This window comes from Gemmatimonadota bacterium (genome assembly GCA_016720805.1).
In the GTDB taxonomy this organism is placed as follows: Bacteria; Gemmatimonadota; Gemmatimonadetes; order Gemmatimonadales; family GWC2-71-9; genus Palsa-1233.
This window is the reverse complement of the sequence record JADKJZ010000001.1, coordinates 648,985-665,131: the sequence shown is the minus strand read 5'-3', so window position 1 is coordinate 665,131 and position 16,147 is coordinate 648,985. Positions and strand designations below refer to the sequence as shown.

The 16,147-nt window shown below is 68.1% G+C and carries 20 protein-coding genes and 1 tRNA gene; 2 read left to right on the top strand and 19 right to left on the bottom strand.

The genetic code is table 11. The features are described from left to right. Positions 1-56: 56 nt before the first annotated feature. The 9 genes from IPP98_03160 to IPP98_03120 all read right to left on the bottom strand — a co-directional run bounded on the left by IPP98_03160 (position 57) and on the right by IPP98_03120 (position 8,025). Complete coding sequence (locus IPP98_03160; protein MBL0178109.1) at positions 57-1,784, bottom strand: hypothetical protein; 1,728 nt, start codon at positions 1,782-1,784, stop codon at positions 57-59. Further along, the gene (locus IPP98_03155) at positions 1,781-2,467 is read right to left on the bottom strand and encodes a hypothetical protein (protein MBL0178108.1); all 687 of its coding nucleotides are present in this window, start codon (positions 2,465-2,467) and stop codon (positions 1,781-1,783) included. Before IPP98_03155 ends, IPP98_03160 begins: the two co-directional genes overlap by 4 nt. Continuing rightward, positions 2,406-3,860 (bottom strand): hypothetical protein, encoded by a 1,455-nt coding sequence (locus tag IPP98_03150; protein MBL0178107.1) that lies wholly within the window; start codon positions 3,858-3,860, stop codon positions 2,406-2,408. Before IPP98_03150 ends, IPP98_03155 begins: the two co-directional genes overlap by 62 nt. Continuing rightward, a complete protein-coding gene (locus IPP98_03145) occupies positions 3,847-4,857 on the bottom strand; it encodes a hypothetical protein (protein ID MBL0178106.1) in 1,011 nt (336 codons plus the stop codon). The genes IPP98_03150 and IPP98_03145 overlap by 14 nt, the downstream gene beginning before the upstream one ends. Before the next feature lie 17 nt (positions 4,858-4,874). Continuing rightward, a complete protein-coding gene (locus tag IPP98_03140) occupies positions 4,875-5,162 on the bottom strand; it encodes a BatA domain-containing protein (protein ID MBL0178105.1) in 288 nt (95 codons plus the stop codon). Continuing rightward, on the bottom strand, positions 5,159-6,085 hold the full coding sequence (locus IPP98_03135) for a DUF58 domain-containing protein (protein MBL0178104.1): 927 nt from the start codon (positions 6,083-6,085) through the stop codon (positions 5,159-5,161). The genes IPP98_03140 and IPP98_03135 overlap by 4 nt, the downstream gene beginning before the upstream one ends. A gap of 1 nt (position 6,086) precedes the next feature. Further along, positions 6,087-7,085 (bottom strand): MoxR family ATPase, encoded by a 999-nt coding sequence (locus tag IPP98_03130; protein ID MBL0178103.1) that lies wholly within the window; start codon positions 7,083-7,085, stop codon positions 6,087-6,089. A gap of 65 nt (positions 7,086-7,150) precedes the next feature. Then, a complete protein-coding gene (locus IPP98_03125) occupies positions 7,151-7,801 on the bottom strand; it encodes a hypothetical protein (GenBank protein MBL0178102.1) in 651 nt (216 codons plus the stop codon). Between the two features lie 141 nt (positions 7,802-7,942). After that, positions 7,943-8,025 (bottom strand) — tRNA-Leu (locus IPP98_03120). A 187-nt stretch (positions 8,026-8,212) separates the two neighbouring features. Here IPP98_03120 and IPP98_03115 point away from each other — a divergent pair. Then, positions 8,213-8,695, top strand: a complete 483-nt coding sequence (locus tag IPP98_03115; protein MBL0178101.1) for an inorganic diphosphatase — start codon at positions 8,213-8,215, stop codon at positions 8,693-8,695. A gap of 7 nt (positions 8,696-8,702) precedes the next feature. Here the strand turns inward: IPP98_03115 and IPP98_03110 are convergent, their stop codons facing one another. Genes IPP98_03110 through IPP98_03085 form a run of 6 tightly spaced genes read right to left on the bottom strand, consistent with a single transcriptional unit; the run spans position 8,703 to position 12,804 of the window. Next, positions 8,703-9,338, bottom strand: a complete 636-nt coding sequence (locus IPP98_03110) for a hypothetical protein (protein MBL0178100.1) — start codon at positions 9,336-9,338, stop codon at positions 8,703-8,705. Positions 9,339-9,341: 3 nt separating this feature from the next. After that, positions 9,342-10,319, bottom strand: a complete 978-nt coding sequence (floA, locus tag IPP98_03105) for a flotillin-like protein FloA (protein ID MBL0178099.1) — start codon at positions 10,317-10,319, stop codon at positions 9,342-9,344. Between the two features lie 19 nt (positions 10,320-10,338). Then, complete coding sequence (locus IPP98_03100) at positions 10,339-11,166, bottom strand: hypothetical protein (protein MBL0178098.1); 828 nt, start codon at positions 11,164-11,166, stop codon at positions 10,339-10,341. A gap of 56 nt (positions 11,167-11,222) precedes the next feature. Further along, positions 11,223-11,735 carry a Spy/CpxP family protein refolding chaperone gene (locus tag IPP98_03095; protein ID MBL0178097.1) on the bottom strand — a complete coding sequence of 171 codons (513 nt, stop codon included), beginning with the start codon at positions 11,733-11,735 and terminating at the stop codon, positions 11,223-11,225. A gap of 2 nt (positions 11,736-11,737) precedes the next feature. Continuing rightward, on the bottom strand, positions 11,738-12,262 hold the full coding sequence (locus IPP98_03090) for a hypothetical protein (protein ID MBL0178096.1): 525 nt from the start codon (positions 12,260-12,262) through the stop codon (positions 11,738-11,740). Continuing rightward, positions 12,259-12,804 (bottom strand): sigma-70 family RNA polymerase sigma factor, encoded by a 546-nt coding sequence (locus tag IPP98_03085; GenBank protein ID MBL0178095.1) that lies wholly within the window; start codon positions 12,802-12,804, stop codon positions 12,259-12,261. The genes IPP98_03090 and IPP98_03085 overlap by 4 nt, the downstream gene beginning before the upstream one ends. A gap of 180 nt (positions 12,805-12,984) precedes the next feature. On the opposite strand from IPP98_03085, the gene IPP98_03080 reads away from it, so the two are divergent. Beyond that, positions 12,985-13,668 (top strand): glycerophosphodiester phosphodiesterase, encoded by a 684-nt coding sequence (locus IPP98_03080; protein MBL0178094.1) that lies wholly within the window; start codon positions 12,985-12,987, stop codon positions 13,666-13,668. A gap of 111 nt (positions 13,669-13,779) precedes the next feature. On the opposite strand, the gene rpmA is transcribed toward IPP98_03080, so the two are convergent. From rpmA to IPP98_03060, 4 genes are all read right to left on the bottom strand, one after another. Beyond that, positions 13,780-14,043 (bottom strand): 50S ribosomal protein L27, encoded by a 264-nt coding sequence (gene rpmA / locus IPP98_03075; protein MBL0178093.1) that lies wholly within the window; start codon positions 14,041-14,043, stop codon positions 13,780-13,782. Between the two features lie 8 nt (positions 14,044-14,051). Beyond that, positions 14,052-14,369: a 50S ribosomal protein L21 gene (rplU, locus tag IPP98_03070; GenBank protein ID MBL0178092.1), complete on the bottom strand. Its 318-nt coding sequence runs from the start codon at positions 14,367-14,369 to the stop codon at positions 14,052-14,054. 79 nt (positions 14,370-14,448) lie between these two features. Continuing rightward, positions 14,449-16,002 carry an Rne/Rng family ribonuclease gene (locus tag IPP98_03065; GenBank protein ID MBL0178091.1) on the bottom strand — a complete coding sequence of 518 codons (1,554 nt, stop codon included), beginning with the start codon at positions 16,000-16,002 and terminating at the stop codon, positions 14,449-14,451. Further along, positions 15,971-16,132 carry a hypothetical protein gene (locus tag IPP98_03060; GenBank protein ID MBL0178090.1) on the bottom strand — a complete coding sequence of 54 codons (162 nt, stop codon included), beginning with the start codon at positions 16,130-16,132 and terminating at the stop codon, positions 15,971-15,973. Before IPP98_03060 ends, IPP98_03065 begins: the two co-directional genes overlap by 32 nt. Between the last annotated feature and the right edge of the window lie 15 nt (positions 16,133-16,147).

The window sequence follows — 16,147 nt, the reverse complement described above, 5'->3', positions numbered from 1 at the left end:
GAGTGGAGCGACGAGCCTCGGTCGCCAAGCATACCGAATTTCTGGGGATGTGTCATCTAGGCGTCTCCGGCACGGCGGCGCAGCCACCATTCGGTGGCCAACAGGAGGGCAAACGGGAGAATCCACCACGGGGAGCGCATCGGGTGCCATCGCTCTGGCGTCGGGTCGGCACCGATCAACTCCTGCACTACGTCCGGGAGCCTCGCGAGGTTGTCACCGGCCATCTGTATCCCGCCCGCGCCTGCCGTCAGGCGGGTCAACAGGTCTGCATTGTCGGGGGCGGCCGTCCAAGCTGCCGAGTCCGCCAGCATCGGCACCGAGGCGCTGTCCGCCCCCCGCTGGACCACGAGCCGCCAGCGGCCGCTCGCGGAGGCATGTACCATCCCCTCCAGCGTTCCCATGGTGTGCCCAGGCCAGAGGCGTACCAAGCGCTGGTTGCCGTCGGCGGCGATCGTGCGCGCAGTCACCGACGCCTCCGAGCCGCGCCCGGCGGCGACATCCCGAAGGGTGATCGTGACCTGAGAGGAATCACCGGGACGGAGGACGCTCTGACGCAGGGCGACCTCGATCGGTGGTGGCGCCGCAGCCGCAAGCCCCGAAACCAGGGCCGGCCAGAAGCGTGCGAAGTCGGATTCGGTCGGCGCCCGGTGCTGCCAGCTGTCGAGCGCCCCGACGACGACGACTTCGCCATCCCCGACCGGCCGCCGCCAGATCACGGCGCGTCCCTCACCCGTCGACGAGATGATCTCGGCGCCTCGCGGCAGTCCCGCCGGATAAACGAAGGTCACCCCGCGGAGGCGGCCGAGCGAGGAATCAGCCGCGAGGTCAACGACCCGACCGCTGCTATCCTGTCGCCACGCTGAGCCACCCACCATGCGAAGGAGTTCCCCTGACGGTGGCGCGTCCAGCAGGAGCACGACACGCCCACCGCGCTCGCGGAGGAACCCCTCGATGGCCGAGAGATCCCGCTCCGCGAGCAGTCCGGGTGCCCCAATGACCAGCACGTCGTGGCGCGCGAGTGTCGCGGCATCGGTCAACGCGGTCGGGGCGGCCCCGCGGGACCTCGTAATGCCCGACGAGGCGACTACCCGGCTCGTCACCGCAAGTCGTGCGTCGGCCTCGAGCGCCCGGCGCACGAAGGTGGCCTGCCACGATGGCCGCAGATCGAAGGCGAGGACATCGCGACGGGGGTCACGCACGTCAATGAGCAGATCTGTCGCCGTCGCCTGGGCGCCACTGGCCTCCACGACGACGCGGAGCCGCGACGCGCCGAGGGTCGTGGCGAAGTACGGCAGGGCGACCGCGAGGCGATCGTCAGCGCCCGCCGGCATGACTGTACTGCGGGCCACAACACGCGCTCCGTCATGCAACGCGACGGTGATCACCCTCCCCTTCGCCCCGACGGCACGCAACTGCGCCGTAACCTCCACGCGCTCGTCCTGGAGGACGCTCGAAGGTGCCGCCACACGCTCGACGACCAACCACGGTGACGGGCGAGGTGGCACCACGACAACCAGCGGTCCGCGGATGGACTCGACCATCGACGGCAACCTGTCTCCCACGAGGATGGTGGCATCCGACGACCCCGCGTCGCCGACAACGACCCGGAAGGCTCCGCCCAACCGACGCACCACCGACGCCACGAGCGGAGCGTCGCGATCAGGGTTCGTCGCCACGACCTGCACCTCGGCCCGGGCAAACCGTTGCGTCATCATCGAGGGGTCCAGTACGCCGAGCGACGCGATCAGCAGCGCGAAGGTGCGGAGCCAGCGGCGGGGGGTCACGGCGACCTCGACGTCGGCGCAGGCGGCCCATCGGCGAGGCGTCCGCGCAGCCGTCGCAACTCGCCACTGGTGGGTGCCGTCGCAGCGCGCGGCGCAACTGAGCCCACCAACGTGCTCAGCCTCGTCGCCACGCGGTCGAGTCCCTGCGCGGCGGCCACCGTGCCGCCACGGCCCAGCTCCTCCGCGGCCTTGGCGAGTCCGGACGCGATGGCCTGCAGCTCGCCATCTGCTGGATCGATCCGCAATGCCGCCTCGGCGAGTGTGCCGACGGACGTCCGCGAGGGAATGGGTGGAAGTGCGACCAGGGCTGCAAGCACACGTTGGGTGGCTGCGCGCTTGGCATCGGATGGCGGTGGTGCCGCAGCCTCGGTCGAACTGGACGCGTCGGCGAGCGCGCCACTCAGCCGCCGGGAGAAGTCCAGGGACTCGCGCTGCGTCAAGGCTCGCAGGATGATTCGCGAGTGCGAGAAGGCCTGCTCGATCTGTGCCAATGCCTTCCGCTCTTCGATGAGCGCGCCCGGGACCTCATTGGTGCCGAGCAAAGTGGCCGCGCGACTCATATCGCGGATCCCACGGATCAACGCCAGACGGCCGGCATTCAGGAGGCGCCCAGCGGCGAGCTCATCCTCGCCCTCTGCTTCGGCCACTTCGTTGAGTTCGGTCTGGCTGATCTCCCTCGCCATGGCCATGACCGTCGTCGACTTCGCCGCCCATCATGAAGACGAACTCGGCCCGTACGCGGCGCTGCTCCATCCCGATCTGCGCCGCCGAATCGGCGAACGCCTCCGGCGTGAGACGGGCCTTCCCGGCCAGCAGCCGTTCGGTCTTGAGAATCACCATCTGCTGCGAGAGGGCGTAGCGGTTCTGCTCCGGGTCGATGGCGAAGCCGCTCGCCGCGAGGCTCCCCGGCGCCGTGATCTCGACGATCCATGCGTCGGACTCCACCGGCGTGGCGCCGGGCCGATGGTCGGTCGCCACGGCACGGTACACCACCATGTCGCCAGGCTCGAGGCCGAGCGCCGCCAGCCGCCACGAGGTCGAGGCGGTCCAGCGGCCAGCACCCTGCCGAGTGATGGTGATCGGCACGTCGCGCTCGGCGAAGGAAAAGCGCTCGCCTGACCCGGAGACGGTGGTGGCCCGGAGCGTCAACGAGGCCAGCCCATGGTCATCGTTCGCATCAATCGCGATCGACACCGTGCGGGCGCCGTCCGGGAAGTGGAGGTCGCGCCCGGGAGTGCGGACAACCACCGTCGGGGGGAGGTCCGCGAGCACCGTGAGGCCAATCAGCCGCCGGTCCCCCAGTTGGCCGTGGCCATCGGCCGGTTGGAGTACCATGAACCCATCTGCGGTCGCAGTCACATTGCCACCGAAGGCATCGCCATTACGGACCATCGAAGCACGCCCTGCCAGAGTTTCCCAGTGTACAGCCGCGGCGCGGGCGGTCGCCGTGATCTCGAGGCGACTCCCGGCAATGACGTCGATCCGAGCCGGGTTGCGGACAGTTCGTGGCGCGAGGCCGAGGTACGACGGTGGTGTGACGACGACGGATACATCGGTGATGGCGGGCGGACCGCTCTGCGAAGCGATCACGTCGGCCTGCTCGGAAGTCGTCGCACGCCAGGCGACTGCGCCCCCCCACACCACCGCCGCCAGCAGCAGGCGTTGCATCGCTCCGCGATGTGGGAGCACGGCGGGAAGCGCCAGTGAACCCGTGAGCGTCGCGGCCTGTTGGTACACCAGCGCTCCGACATACGGATTGACGCGGGCCCCTGCGAGCAACTCACTCGCCGTGACGAGCAGGTTGCGACACTCCGGGGCGCGCGATTCGATGCGCATGGCCACGGCGCGTCGGCTTGAACGTCGGAGCAGTGCCCACCGCAACCCGCCGCCGACGCCGGCCATCACCCCGAGGAGCAACAGTGGACGGAGTCCGTCACGGATGGGCCAACCGACCATCGTGAGCAGCGCAGCGACAGCCAGCCCGATGGCAGCCCCGGTGATAGCCATCCCCTGATCGGCCCGTCGGCGCGCTGCGTCGAGGAACTGCTCGACCGCGGTCTGTTCAGCCGACGGCAACTGGCACCTCCGCCGTTCGACGCCGCATCCACCACTCGGCCCCAAGCAGCACCAACGCACCCAACCAGAGCCAGCGCCCCTCCGACGATTCGGTGGCAGCGACTGACCCGCTGCCCTCGGTACCGGGAACGCGTTCCCACGACGCGAGTCGAGTCGGATCGATCGCGATCGGTTCCTGCTCACTCATCGGGGTGGCACGATCCTGGAGCCGGAGCACCGTGGCGGCGAGTGCTGCCGAGAAGGTGGCGGCGACGGAGTCATCGACGAAGAGCAGCAATTGGTTGCCATCTGCGGCCGCCGCGACTCGCGCCGCCCCGCGTAGCGAGCGCACTGCGGCTGTGAGGGTGTCACTGGTGCCCGGGCCATCGGCGGCGAGCTGAGCAAGCAACGTGGACTCGCGGAGCCGCGCGACGAGGGCGATCATCCATGCGGCGCGGAGTGGCGCGGCGCGGGCGCGCAGCGTGGCGCGCTCCGGAGCTGTCGGAAAGATGAAGGTGACGCTGTCTCGTGAGGTTGAGGCCGCCGGTACCCCGATGCTGTTGGCGGCGCGCAGAGACGCAGAGGCCAGGGCGGTCTCGCCGGGCCCCACCAGCCAGCGCAGAGACGCAGGAGGGATAGCGGACGGAGATCGGCGCCAGTTCACGGTACTCGACAGGGAGTCCGCCACGATGGTGGCCGTGACGAGGTCCGCGTCCTGGTGACTGAGAAACTCCGACGTGGGCGGTGCCGTGACGGCGACTGGGACAAGGCGGACGCCGAGTGAGGGGTTCACCGAAGCGATGTCGTTGCTATCGATGGCACCGAGTTGGAAGTCCGAGATCACGACCAGCTCGCGCTGTCCGGACTGTTGCGCGAGCCAACTGGTGGCGCCCGGGATTGCGGCGCCTGGCGTGGCGGTCAGGAACCGGCGGCTCGTCGTGGCCTCGCCAGCGAGCCGATCTGTCGCGTCACGAGCAGCACGATGCCCCGGTACCCCGGCCGCCGTGAGCCATCCCATGCTCACCGACGTATCCATCACAATCGCCCGCGTGAGACCCCCTCCTGCGGCCCCCACCCCCTCTGCGCCGCGCATGCGCGGCTGCGCGAGGGCGATGACGCCAAGAGCAAGACCGCGACGCGCACCACCAGCAGGGGAAGGTCTTGCAGGCGGGTCCGCTGTGCCGGGAGCAGCCGCGCCGCATCGATGAACCGGAGCGAGGGAAATCGGTGCGTACGGCTCTGCCCCCGACCGAGCAGGTGAATCAGGGTCGGGAGGAGGATCGTTGCCGCGCCGAGCCAGGCCCAGGGCTGGAGCCATGTCATGCCGAGGCGGGCCGTTGCGCGTTGGTCGACCGCGACTCGCGGTGCCGCAAGTAGTGCCGCAGCGCCCGCGCGGGTGGGACATCGGTCGAGAGGAGCGCGTAGTCGATCCCTGCCCGGACCGACTCCATCCGGCAGCGTTCATGGAAGGCCGAGACGGCACGGCGATACTCGGACGCGATCGCCGTGGCGTCGGTGATGCGCTTCGTCCCCGCTTCCACGTCCTCGATCTCGACCGCTCCGCTGAAGGGGAGTGCCACTTCGTCAGGCGAGGTCAGCTGGAGCACGGTGACATCGTGCCCTCGCTGCACCAGATGCCGAAGTTCGCGACGGCTCTCTTCCTCGGCGTCGTAACAGTCGGAGAGCAGGATCACCACGCCGCGGCGGCGCAGCAGGCGGCCGACACCGGCGATCGCCCGCGGGGCGTCGAACGCGCCGGTCGGCGTGAGTCGATGCAGTCGGGCGAGCAAGGCCAGCAGGTGGGGGCGCCCGCCGCGGGCCGGCAGGTGCGTCAGCGCGCCGCCTTGCAGCGTGGAGAGGCCGACGGTGTTTCCCTGCTCCGCCACGAGATAGGCGAGTGACGCGGCGACGATGCGCGCGTACTGCCACTTGCTGACGCCGTGCTCAGGGTACGCCATCGACGCGGAGGCGTCGACAATGAGCGTGACCGCGAGGTTGGTCGTCTCGCGGTATTGCCGAGTGTAGAGACGATCGCTTCGGCCGTAGAGCTTCCAGTCGAGATGCTTGAGGTCGTCGCCGGCGCGGTAGGGGCGGTGCTGGTGGAACTCGGTGGTGAAGCCGTGGAACGGCGATCGGTTGCCGCCGGTGCGGGTGCCTTCGATGACGATTCGCGCCATCAACTCGAGGTCGTCGAGATGCGCGAGGACCGACGCGCTCAGCGATCCACTGCCGGGCGCCTGCGTCACGTCAGGGCCGGACGGCGTCGAGCAAACGCCGGATCACGTCATCCGGCGTGATGCCATCGGCCTCGGCCTGGAAGTTCACCAGCAGGCGGTGCCGCAGCACGGGCAGCGCGACGCGCGTCACGTCCTCTGGTGCGGGGACAGCGCGACCATCGAGGAGAGCGGCGGCCTTGGCACCGAGAACGAGGGCCTGCCCGGCGCGCGGTCCGGCACCCCAGCGCACGAAGTCGCGCACGGCGGCCGGGGCGTGACCATCGGCAGGGCGCGTCGCGCGGATCAGGCGCAGCGCGTAGTCCACGACGTTCGCGGCGGCAGGCAGCGCACGCACCAGCATGCGGGCCGACTCCAACTCCGCGCCGGTGGTCACTGGCGAGACGGCCGCGGTGCGTCCGGTGGTGGTCTCCGCGAGTATGCGTCGCTCATCTTCAATCTCGGGATAGTCCATCACGACGTTGAAGAGGAAGCGGTCCAGCTGCGCTTCGGGCAGCGGATAGGTCCCTTCCTGCTCGATCGGGTTCTCGGTGGCGAGCACGAAGAGCGGACGCTGCAGTTCGTGGCGGACGCCACCGATGGTGACCTGGTATTCCTGCATCGCTTCGAGCAATGCGGCCTGCGTCCGTGGCGGGGTCCGATTGATCTCATCGGCGAGGATGATGTTGGCGAACACCGGCCCCGGGAGGAAGCGGACGTGCCGCTTGCCGCCGGTGGCATCGTCCTCGATCACCTCGGTGCCGAGGATGTCGGAGGGCATCAGGTCGGGGGTGAACTGGATGCGGGAGAAGGTCAGGTGCACCGCATCGGCCAGCGTCTTGATCAGGAGGGTCTTGGCGAGCCCAGGGACGCCGCGGAGGAGGCAGTGGCCGCCGGCGAGGAGGCAGGTCAGGATGTCGTGGCGGACCTGGCGCTGGCCGATGATGACGCGGCCCACTTCCTCATCGAGGCGGTGGACCAGCGTGACCGCGTCCTCGAAGCGGAGCGGCGGGGCGGCAGACGGAGTGGTCAGGGATTCAGCAGGCATGGAGGAACATACCCGAGGGTCGGCGCGAGGGACCAGCGGGTCATTCCGGGTCAGCTCCGTTCGAGGAGGGCAGCCACCTCGTCGGCGACCGCACGCATCCGGCGCTGATTGGCCGCCGCGATCCGATTCCACCAGAGCCGGGCGACCCCAAGGTACGCGACGCCCGCGCCGAGGGCGATTGCCGCACTGAAGCTCACGCCGGCGGCCTGCCCGGCCGCGAAGCCGGTGAAGACGGCGGCGGCCAGCGCGCCGGCGTGGATCACGAACTGCGTCCCGTCGGCTCGCCCGGCCACGTCGATGCTCGTCGTCGTGTCGTCCGTCACCACCGTGACGGCCGTGGTGCTGAAGCCGCTGTCGTAGCGCCACTCCATCCCGCCGGCGATCTCCCGGCTCTCGCCGATCTCGGCGAGGCGAGCGCGCACCTGCGCGAGGGCCGCGGAGAGGTTCTGCGGCGTGGAGGCGCGCGCCACCACTCGGGTGAGATGATTCGCCGAGGATGCGCCCCAGAGGCGAGAGGGTTGCTCGGGGTCGGCGAGCGGAAGCGCGGCGGCACGCGTCACCACGTCCGGCGCGATGCCGATCTCGGCGGCGATCCGCTGGATGTCGGCGAGGGAGTGCTGCCGTTCCTCGGCGCTCGACAACTCCACCGCACGGCGCAGGATGAGGGCCATCTCCTTGTCGGTGAACTGGGGGTCGGTCACGCGGGCGGCTCCGGCGGGAGTAACGCAGTGCTGCTCGGAGGAAACGTACGCCGGATGGCGGGACTGGGTTGCAGCGAGGGGTCCGAAACGCCGATCGGCCCGCCGGGAGGGGCGGGCCGATCGTGATGATGAACAACTGAGTGCCCGAGGCGAGACTCGAACTCGCAAGGGATCGCTCCCGGCGGATTTTGAGTCCGCTGCGTATACCATTCCACCACTCGGGCGTGCCCAGAATCTCATCGCAGACGCAGGCGCAGGCAACCCCGGCACGCGCCCCCCGATTCGCCTACATTTGCGGCAGCCCCCGTGCCCAAACCCATAGCCCCGGCCAACCCCGTGATCTCGCCCCGCCCCTTCCATCCCTGGCACGACATCCCCCCCGGCCCCAACCCGCCGGAGACCGTCACCGCCATCATCGAGATCCCGGCCCACGGCCGCAACAAGTACGAGCTCGACAAGGAGCTCGGCGTCTTCCGCCTCGACCGCGTCCTCCACAGCGCCGTCCACTACCCCGGCGACTACGGCTTCATCCCCCGGACCCTGGGCGACGACGGCGACCCGCTCGATATCATCGTCCTGCTCACCGAGCCGGTCTTCACCGGCTGCCTGATCGAGGTCCGTCCCGTCGGCGTCTTCGAGATGGTGGACCGCGGCGAAGCCGATGAGAAGATCATCGCCGTTGCCACCAGCGACCCGTTCGCCGAATCGATCCACGACCTCGGCGACATCCGGCCGCACGCGCTCCGCGAGATCGAACACTTCTTCCAGGTCTACAAGAACCTCGAAGGGACACGCGTCGAAAGCCGCGGCTTCCAGAACGCCGCAGCCGCGAAGCAATTCATCTCCCGCTACATCACGGCGTACGACGAGCGCTTCGGAGCGCCCAAGGCGTAACTGTCAGTCAGTCGCCGTCGCGGAGGGAGAGCGGCGGCGACAACACCTCGTGCCAGATCATCGCCCGCCGCAACGCCGTCGCCCGAGTCTCCGGGGCCGGCACCACAGCGGGCGCCTTCGCGCGGATCGCCGTGTCGAATCGACGGTGATCGCCCGGTGTCATCGCGCCATCGCGCAGCTGCGCCGCCGAGACCCGCCGCCGCACCAGCGCCTCGGCATCATCGTCGTAGTCGATCCGCTGCGGCACTGGCCGCGCGCCGATTTCCTCGACCGCAATCGGACGCGCATCAACTTCGAGCGACTGCCCCTCCTCGACGTCCCACGGCTCACGCCCCGAGGGAGGAAGACGCTTGACGGTGGCTGTCGGTACCGTCCGCGGCGGCCGCGGGCCTGGGAGTCGCTTGACCGGCCCGGGATGAACCGTCGCCGCCTCGATCTCCTGGTGACGACGCGCGCCATCGAGCTGCCCGCGCATCTCCTGAAGCAACTCTTCCATCGTCTGCGGCGGGCGCGACCGCCCACCTGATACGGTGGACATGTCGAGTTGCCCGCGCTGCTGTTGCCCGGCCTTCGCCGCGCGCTTCACGAGGACGATGAGTCCGTAGACCACCGCCGCCGTGAAGAAGACTCCCTCGCCAGCCATCGATCAGCCCGAGATTTCGCCGACGCCCGGCAACTCGCCGCCCGCCGAGATCGAGCGACGCATGTCCGTGTCGGCCTGCATGTTCTTGTAGCGCTGGTAGTCCATCACCCCCAGGTGCCCGGCCCGGAACGCCTCCGCGATCGCCATCGGAATCAACGCCTCGGCGGCCACCAGCTTGGCGCGCTCACGCACCACTTCGGCCTTGTACTCCTGCTCGACGGCCACGGCCAACGCACGCCGCTCCTCCGCCTTGGCCTGCGCGATCCGCTTGTCCGCCTCGGCCTGGTCGGTCTGCAACTCGGCGCCGATGTTCTTGCCGACATCCACGTCGGCAATGTCGATCGAAAGAATCTCGAACGCCGTGCCGGCATCGAGGCCCTTGGCGAGCACCGTCTTCGAGATCATGTCGGGATTCTCGAGTACCGCCTTGTGGGAATCCGCCGAACCGATCGTACTCACGATGCCCTCGCCCACTCGCGCCAAAATCGTTTCCTCACCGGCGCCACCAACCAGCCGATTGACATTGGCGCGCACCGTGACGCGCGCCATCGCCAACAACTGGATGCCGTCCTTCGCCATGGCCGCGATCTTCGGCGTGGTGATCACCTTCGGGTTCACGCTCACCTGCACCGCCTCGAGCACGTCGCGGCCGGCAAGGTCGATCGCCGTCGCCTGCTTGAACGTCAGCGGGATGCCGGCCTTGTCGGCGGAGATCAGCGCGTTGACCACCCGCGCCACGTTGCCGCCGGAGAGGAAGTGCGCCTCGAGCTCGTTGATGCCGAGCGGCAGCCCCGCCTTGATCGCGGTGATGAGCGGATCGACGATGCGCGTCGGATCGACCTTCCGGAAGCGCATGCCGAAGAGCGTGACGAACGGCACCCGCACCCCGGAGGCTGCTGCACGAATCCACAGTCCCACCGGGATGAAGCGGATGAAGATCGTCAGCACGATCAACGCGATCGTGAGCAGGACCAGGAGCATCGCCAAACCGGCGGCGTCGTTATTCATGGAGGGTACTCGCGTGTGGAAGATGAAGCGTGGCGGCGTTGGCCAGCCGCACGACATGCCGATACCCCTCGGCATTGATGACCGTGACCGAGGCGCCTGCCACGATGAACTCGCCCTCGGTCACGACGTCCATTCGTTCGCCGCCGATCTCGGCCGTGCCCGATGGACGGAGATCCGTGATGGCCGTCCCGACCTGTCCGATCAGGTCGTCGCGCTGTGGCGCCGAGATGTAGCCCTCGCCGCGCGCCACCCCGTGGCTGTGCAACAAGCCGGAGAACCGGTCCGAATTCGGGAGGTGACGGATCCAGGCGTAGAAGACGGCCGCGGTGACAGCCAGGGATGCCCCGAGGACGGCGAGGCCACCCATGATGTCCGCGGTGCCGGGGGAGCCCCCGGCAAGCGTGAGGACGGTCGCCGCCGCCATGAACAGGATGCCGAGCACGCCCGCGACCCCGAAGCCGGGGAGGAGGAACACCTCGACCATCAAGGCAAGCATCCCCAGTCCGAGCAGGATGACCTCCTCCCAACCGGCGAGTCCAAGCAACAGGGAGGATCCAAAGAAGAGGCCAAGGGAAACGACCGAAAGAAGCCCGCCAAGACCGAATGCGCCGGCCTTGATCTCGAAGATCAACCCGACCATCGCCATCACCAGCAGCAACAGCGCCACCGCGGGATTGGTGAGGAACTCGAGCACCGGCGCAGCGACGACCGGGTCGAATCCCGCCAAGGTGGGCAGCACGCCGGAAGCGGGATGCTGCGCCCCGGCGACAGCCGTCAGGCCCAACATCCCGCCGATGATCAACCCACCTGTTCGCTGCATTCCGCTCCTCCGCGCCAAGGTGGCCTCGACGGGAATCTAGCGGCTTCTGTTTCAGATCACTCCTCCGGTGGCGGCCCGCCCGCCGGGGGGCGGTTGTCCTGCAACTCACGGATTCGCTGCAGGAGACGATCCCGCATGATCAGGTACTGGCCACGCTGGATCGGCGTCAGCACGGGTTGCAGGTCGCGCATCTCGTCGCGGAAGGATTCCGCGTAAGCGACGCGATTCTGCCCCATGCGGTCAATCATCCGCGAAACGGAGTCGGCGTCGGCGGCGACTCCCGGGCGCAACTCGCCGTCGAGCGCGTCCTGCAGCCGTCGCATCTCCTCCTCGAGCAGCCGGCGCCGCTCTCCCGTCGCCTGGACCACGCGTGACATGCGTGCAGCCTGGTCATCGGTCAGCGCGAGTTCCTTCACCGCCCGGCGTTTGAATGTCTCCTCGATCTGGCCACGCAGGATGGCAGCGCGCGGAGGAGGTCCGCCGGGACGTTGACTGCCCCGGCCGCCGCCCTGCGCCGTCAATGGCGCCGCGGCAAGCAGGAGCAGGAGTACGGCACGAGTCGAATGCATGGTCATCCCTCCACGGTATTCAAGAGCTGTTGCAGTTCGGTTTCCGTCAGGTCATCGAGCCTCGGCAGCGGCCCCGGTGTCAAAACCGGTGCTGGTGCCTCTTCCTGGACTGCGGCGAGTACCAACTTCAGTTCGTCTTCGAGCAGAGCGTCAAGTTCCGGAATCGTAGTGACTGCCCGGGTCGGCACGACCGCGACATCCGTGGCCGGCTCGGGCCGGGTCGGCAGGTAGACGGCCAACGCGATCCCAGCCGCCGCAGCCAGCCCCACCAGTGCCCTGCTCCAGCGACGCCGGGAGGCGATCGACACCACCGCCGGCATCGGCTGGACGGCCGCGTGCACTGCGGCGGCAATCCGTTCGACGTCCATCGTCGGCGCCGGGCGAGCGGCCCGCGCGATCGGAGCGACCAGTCGCCATTCCAGCTGGCAGTCTTGGCAGAGGCCCAGATGAGCCGCTTCCTCGCTGTCCCAGCTTGCCTCGCCACGAGCCACCGCCGGCATCCGGTCGGAGAGTGCTTCGCAGATCATTCGACCAACTCCTTCAGGCGGCGGACCGCGTGATGGTAGTGGACCCGGGCCGCGCCCGGGGTCGTCCCAAGGGCGGCCGCGATCTCGGGATATTCGAGGCCCTGCTCCACTCGTAGCGTGAATACCTCGCGTTGGAGCCTCGGCAGCGCGGCGAGCCCGACCCTGATTCGCTCGGCGGTCTCATCGGCCGCCAGTTCGCCAGCAGGATCGGCGACGTCAACCACGTCGTGATCCTCGATCGCGACGTCGATCCGGCCACGCCGATGCCGAAAGCCGTCCTTGACCAGGTTCCCGGCGATCCGGAAGAGCCACCCCCGGAAGGGGCCGTCGCCACGCCAGTTGTCGAGACCCCGAAACGCCCGGATGAAGGTTTCCTGGACCAGGTCCTCGACATCCGCGCTGGACGCCCCACCAGCCGCCACATAGCGCCCAAGCGCTGGGGCATGCCGCCTCACCAGATGGGTGGCGGCCTGCTCGTCCCCTCGGCGCCAGGCGGCAACCAGATCGGGATCGTTCGGGAACTCGGCGGCAAGGGCAGTCATCAAACTCAATGACGAGGTAAGGAGGGCTCCGTTAATCGATGATCGTCCATCGATGATCGATCATCGATGATCGATCATCGACGATCTACCCACAACACCTTGTCCACAATGGTGATAAGATGTGCGTATTCAAGTAATATCCACAGCATACACACCCCGTCCACCCTCCTCCCACAGCGGATGTCCACAATGTTGGTGATCGGTCACCGTGGGGCCTCCGGACATGCCCTCGAGAACACGCTGGACGCCTTTGAGCGATGCGTGGCACCCTCACCGACCGCCTGTGATGGCGTCGAGCTCGACATCCACACTACGGCTGACGGCGAACTGGTGGTCCACCACGACGCCGCGCTGACGGACGGTCGGCCGCTTCATGACCTGACGGCGGCCGAGGTGGCGGAGGTGCGCCTGATGGACGGGAGCGGGATCCCCACGCTGGCAGAGGCGCTGGCGGTGCTGGCACCGATCCAGGTGTTCATCGAGGCCAAGGGGGTCTCGAGCCACGGCCTGGGACGACTGCGGGCCCTGATGGCAGGCCACCCCTTCCCCGAGCGGCTCCACGTGCACGCCTTCGACCATCGGGTCATCCGCCGGCTGTACGAGGCCGATGCCACCCTGTCGCTGGGCGTCCTCTCCTCCTCCTATCCACTCGACGTCCCCGGGCCGGTGCTCGCTACCGGTGCCCAGACGCTCTGGCAGGAGTGGCACCTGATCGATCGGGACCTGGTCGAGCGCTGCGCGATGGTGGGGATCCGGGTCGTCGCCTGGACGGTGAACGAGGCCCGGGCGGCGGAGCATCTGGAGGGGTTGGGGGTGGCGGGGGTGTGCGGGAATTGGCCGGAACGACTGGTCGTTGGTCGTTAGCCGTTGGTCGTTGGCCGTTAGTCGTTAGGGGTGCAGCACCGGTCACATACAAAAAGGCCAGTCCCCGCACGGAGACTGGCCTCTAACGACTAACGACCAACGGCTAACGACTCAGGAAACCGGCTTCGGATACACCGACACCTGCTGCCGCGCCTTGTCCTTGCGCTCGAACTTGACGACGCCGTCGATGTACGTGTGCAGCGAGTCGTCCTTGGCGCGGAAGACGTTCTTCCCGGGGTGGAACTTGGTGCCGCGCTGCTTGACGAGGATGCTCCCCGCCGTGACAGACTCGCCACCGAAGTGCTTCACGCCCAGGTACTGCGGATTCGAATCGCGACCGTTGCGGCTAGAGCCGACACCCTTCTTGTGAGCCACGTATTACCTCAACCCGTCACAACGTCAGTGATGCGGACTTCGGTGTGCTTCTGCCGATGTCCGGTCTTCCGGCGGTATCCCTTCCGGCGCTTGAACTTGAAGACGTAAATCTTCTCGTCCTTGCCATGCTTGACGATCTCGGCCGAAACCGAAGCGCCCGCGATGGTCGGCGCGCCAGCGGTGATGACATCCCCGTTGGAGGCGAGCAGCACATCCGTGAAGGTCAGCGTGTCCCCAGCTTCCTTCCCGTCCATGAACGGCAACTTCAGCGTCGCGCCCTTTTCCGCGCGGAACTGCTTGCCCAAGGCCTTGAAAATCGCGTACATAGAACCTGTTTACTCCAATGGGTCTGAGTTGCCAAGCCAACCAATATAGCCCCCCGTTTTCCGGGGGGCAACCCCGAAATTACGCCACCGCATAGAGTTCGGTGACATCGCGGCCAGCAGGCCTCGACATGAGCCGGAACTCGTCCAGCCGAAGCATCGGGTCGTCCCGAACCTCAAGCTCCAACCCGGACTGCCGGCCCAGGGTGGCCACCAGCTTCGGCTCTTCCTCGAGCAGGTAGAGGGCCACGTCCGGATGGAGGCGAATGGCCAGCTTCCGCTCCTTCTGGTCCACGGCGGCCCGCTTGAGGGCCCGTTCCAGCCGCCTCGAAACCACCTCGGGCGAGAACACCCGACCCGTCCCGCTGCAGGTCAGGCACTCCCGGGTCATCGAGGCCCAGAGCGAGGGCCGAACCCGCTGACGGGTCATCTCGATCAATCCGAGTTCCGAGACCGCGAACGCCCTGGTCCTGGCTCGGTCCCGCCCCAGATGGGTCCGAAGCTCGGCCAGCACCCGGTCGCGATTTCCCTTCGACTCCATGTCGATGAAGTCGACCACGATGATGCCGCCGACATCCCGGAGGCGGATCTGCCGGGCAATCTCCCGGGCCGCCTCGACGTTGGTCCGGAGGATGGTCTTTTCGGGGTCGCGCTTGCCGGTATACCGGCCGGTATTCACGTCCACCGACACCAAGGCTTCGGTCGGCTGGATGATCAGGTAGCCGCCGGTCGGCAGGTCAACCCGTGGCTTGAAGAGGTCGCGGATCTCGTGTTCGATCTTGTAGGCGTCGAAGAGCGGCGTCGGGTCCTGATAGAAGTGGACGCGCGCCTCGAGCTCCGGGTCGATCAGCTGGAGGTACTGGACGATTTCCGCATGCAGTTCCTTCGAGTCAACCCAGAGCGCATCGACCTTGGCCGAGAAGACGTCGCGAATGAGGGAACGCGTGAGCGAGGCCTCGCGATGCAGCAGCGCCGGCGCCTTCACGTACTGCTGCTTCCGCTGAATCTTGTTCCACGTGGCCAGCAGCGAATCGATCTCGCGGCGGAAGTGGTCTTCCGTCACCCCTTCGGCAACGGTGCGCACGATCACGCCGCCTGCGTCGCGCGGAAGCAGACGGGACACCATCTCGCGGAGGCTCGCCCGCTGCTCGCGATTCTCGATCTTGCGGGAGACGCCGACCTTTGAGGCGTAGGGCATGTACACGAGGAAGCGCCCGGCCAGCGAGATCTGCGCGGTGACGCGGCAGCCCTTGGTCGAGATTGGTTCCTTGGTGACCTGCACGGGGAGGAGCTGGCCCTTCTTCAGCATCTCGCCGATGTCGGGCACGGCGCGCCGGGCGCCGACTTCGCGCTTGCCGCCGGAGCCGCGGCGCTTGCGCGCCGTCGTCGGATCCTTGGCCGCTTCCGCGTCGTCCTCGCCCTCACCCTCGCCGTCCTCGTCCGTCTCGTCGTCGACGTCCTCGGGCTCGGCCTCGACCGGGCTTTCGTCGTCTTCGGGTTCGAGCAGGTCCGAGGCGTGGAGGAAGGCGCTCTTCTCGAGGCCGACATCGACAAACGCCGCCTGGATGCCCGGGAGGACGGCGTCTACGCGCCCGTAATAGACGTCACCAACTGTACGCCGCTGATCCGGGCCGATCGACGAGGAGCTCGACCAAGCGGTCGTCCTCGAGGATGGCCACCCGCGTCTCGCGCGGGGTGCCTGAAATGAGAATCTCGCGCTTCACGGAGAGTCCTCGCGGTCCGCACGCGCCCAGGGGCGCTGCCATCCGCGACTATAGGGG

What these genes read in the sequence shown, in the direction of transcription:
- IPP98_03155 (MBL0178108.1), bottom strand. Translation starts at nt 2,467, where the DNA reads ATGGCGAGGGAGATCAGCCAGACCGAACTCAACGAAGTGGCCGAAGCA.
- IPP98_03145 (MBL0178106.1), bottom strand. Translation starts at nt 4,857, where the DNA reads ATGGGATGGCTCACGGCGGCCGGGGTACCGGGGCATCGTGCTGCTCGT.
- IPP98_03140 (MBL0178105.1), bottom strand. Translation starts at nt 5,162, where the DNA reads ATGACATGGCTCCAGCCCTGGGCCTGGCTCGGCGCGGCAACGATCCTC.
- IPP98_03110 (MBL0178100.1), bottom strand. Translation starts at nt 9,338, where the DNA reads ATGGCTGGCGAGGGAGTCTTCTTCACGGCGGCGGTGGTCTACGGACTC.
- floA (MBL0178099.1), bottom strand. Translation starts at nt 10,319, where the DNA reads ATGCTCCTGGTCCTGCTCACGATCGCGTTGATCGTGCTGACGATCTTC.
- IPP98_03100 (MBL0178098.1), bottom strand. Translation starts at nt 11,166, where the DNA reads ATGCAGCGAACAGGTGGGTTGATCATCGGCGGGATGTTGGGCCTGACG.
- IPP98_03095 (MBL0178097.1), bottom strand. Translation starts at nt 11,735, where the DNA reads ATGCATTCGACTCGTGCCGTACTCCTGCTCCTGCTTGCCGCGGCGCCA.
- IPP98_03090 (MBL0178096.1), bottom strand. Translation starts at nt 12,262, where the DNA reads ATGATCTGCGAAGCACTCTCCGACCGGATGCCGGCGGTGGCTCGTGGC.
- IPP98_03085 (MBL0178095.1), bottom strand. Translation starts at nt 12,804, where the DNA reads ATGACTGCCCTTGCCGCCGAGTTCCCGAACGATCCCGATCTGGTTGCC.
- IPP98_03080 (MBL0178094.1), top strand. Translation starts at nt 12,985, where the DNA reads ATGTCCACAATGTTGGTGATCGGTCACCGTGGGGCCTCCGGACATGCC.
- rplU (MBL0178092.1), bottom strand. Translation starts at nt 14,369, where the DNA reads ATGTACGCGATTTTCAAGGCCTTGGGCAAGCAGTTCCGCGCGGAAAAG.
- IPP98_03060 (MBL0178090.1), bottom strand. Translation starts at nt 16,132, where the DNA reads ATGGCAGCGCCCCTGGGCGCGTGCGGACCGCGAGGACTCTCCGTGAAG.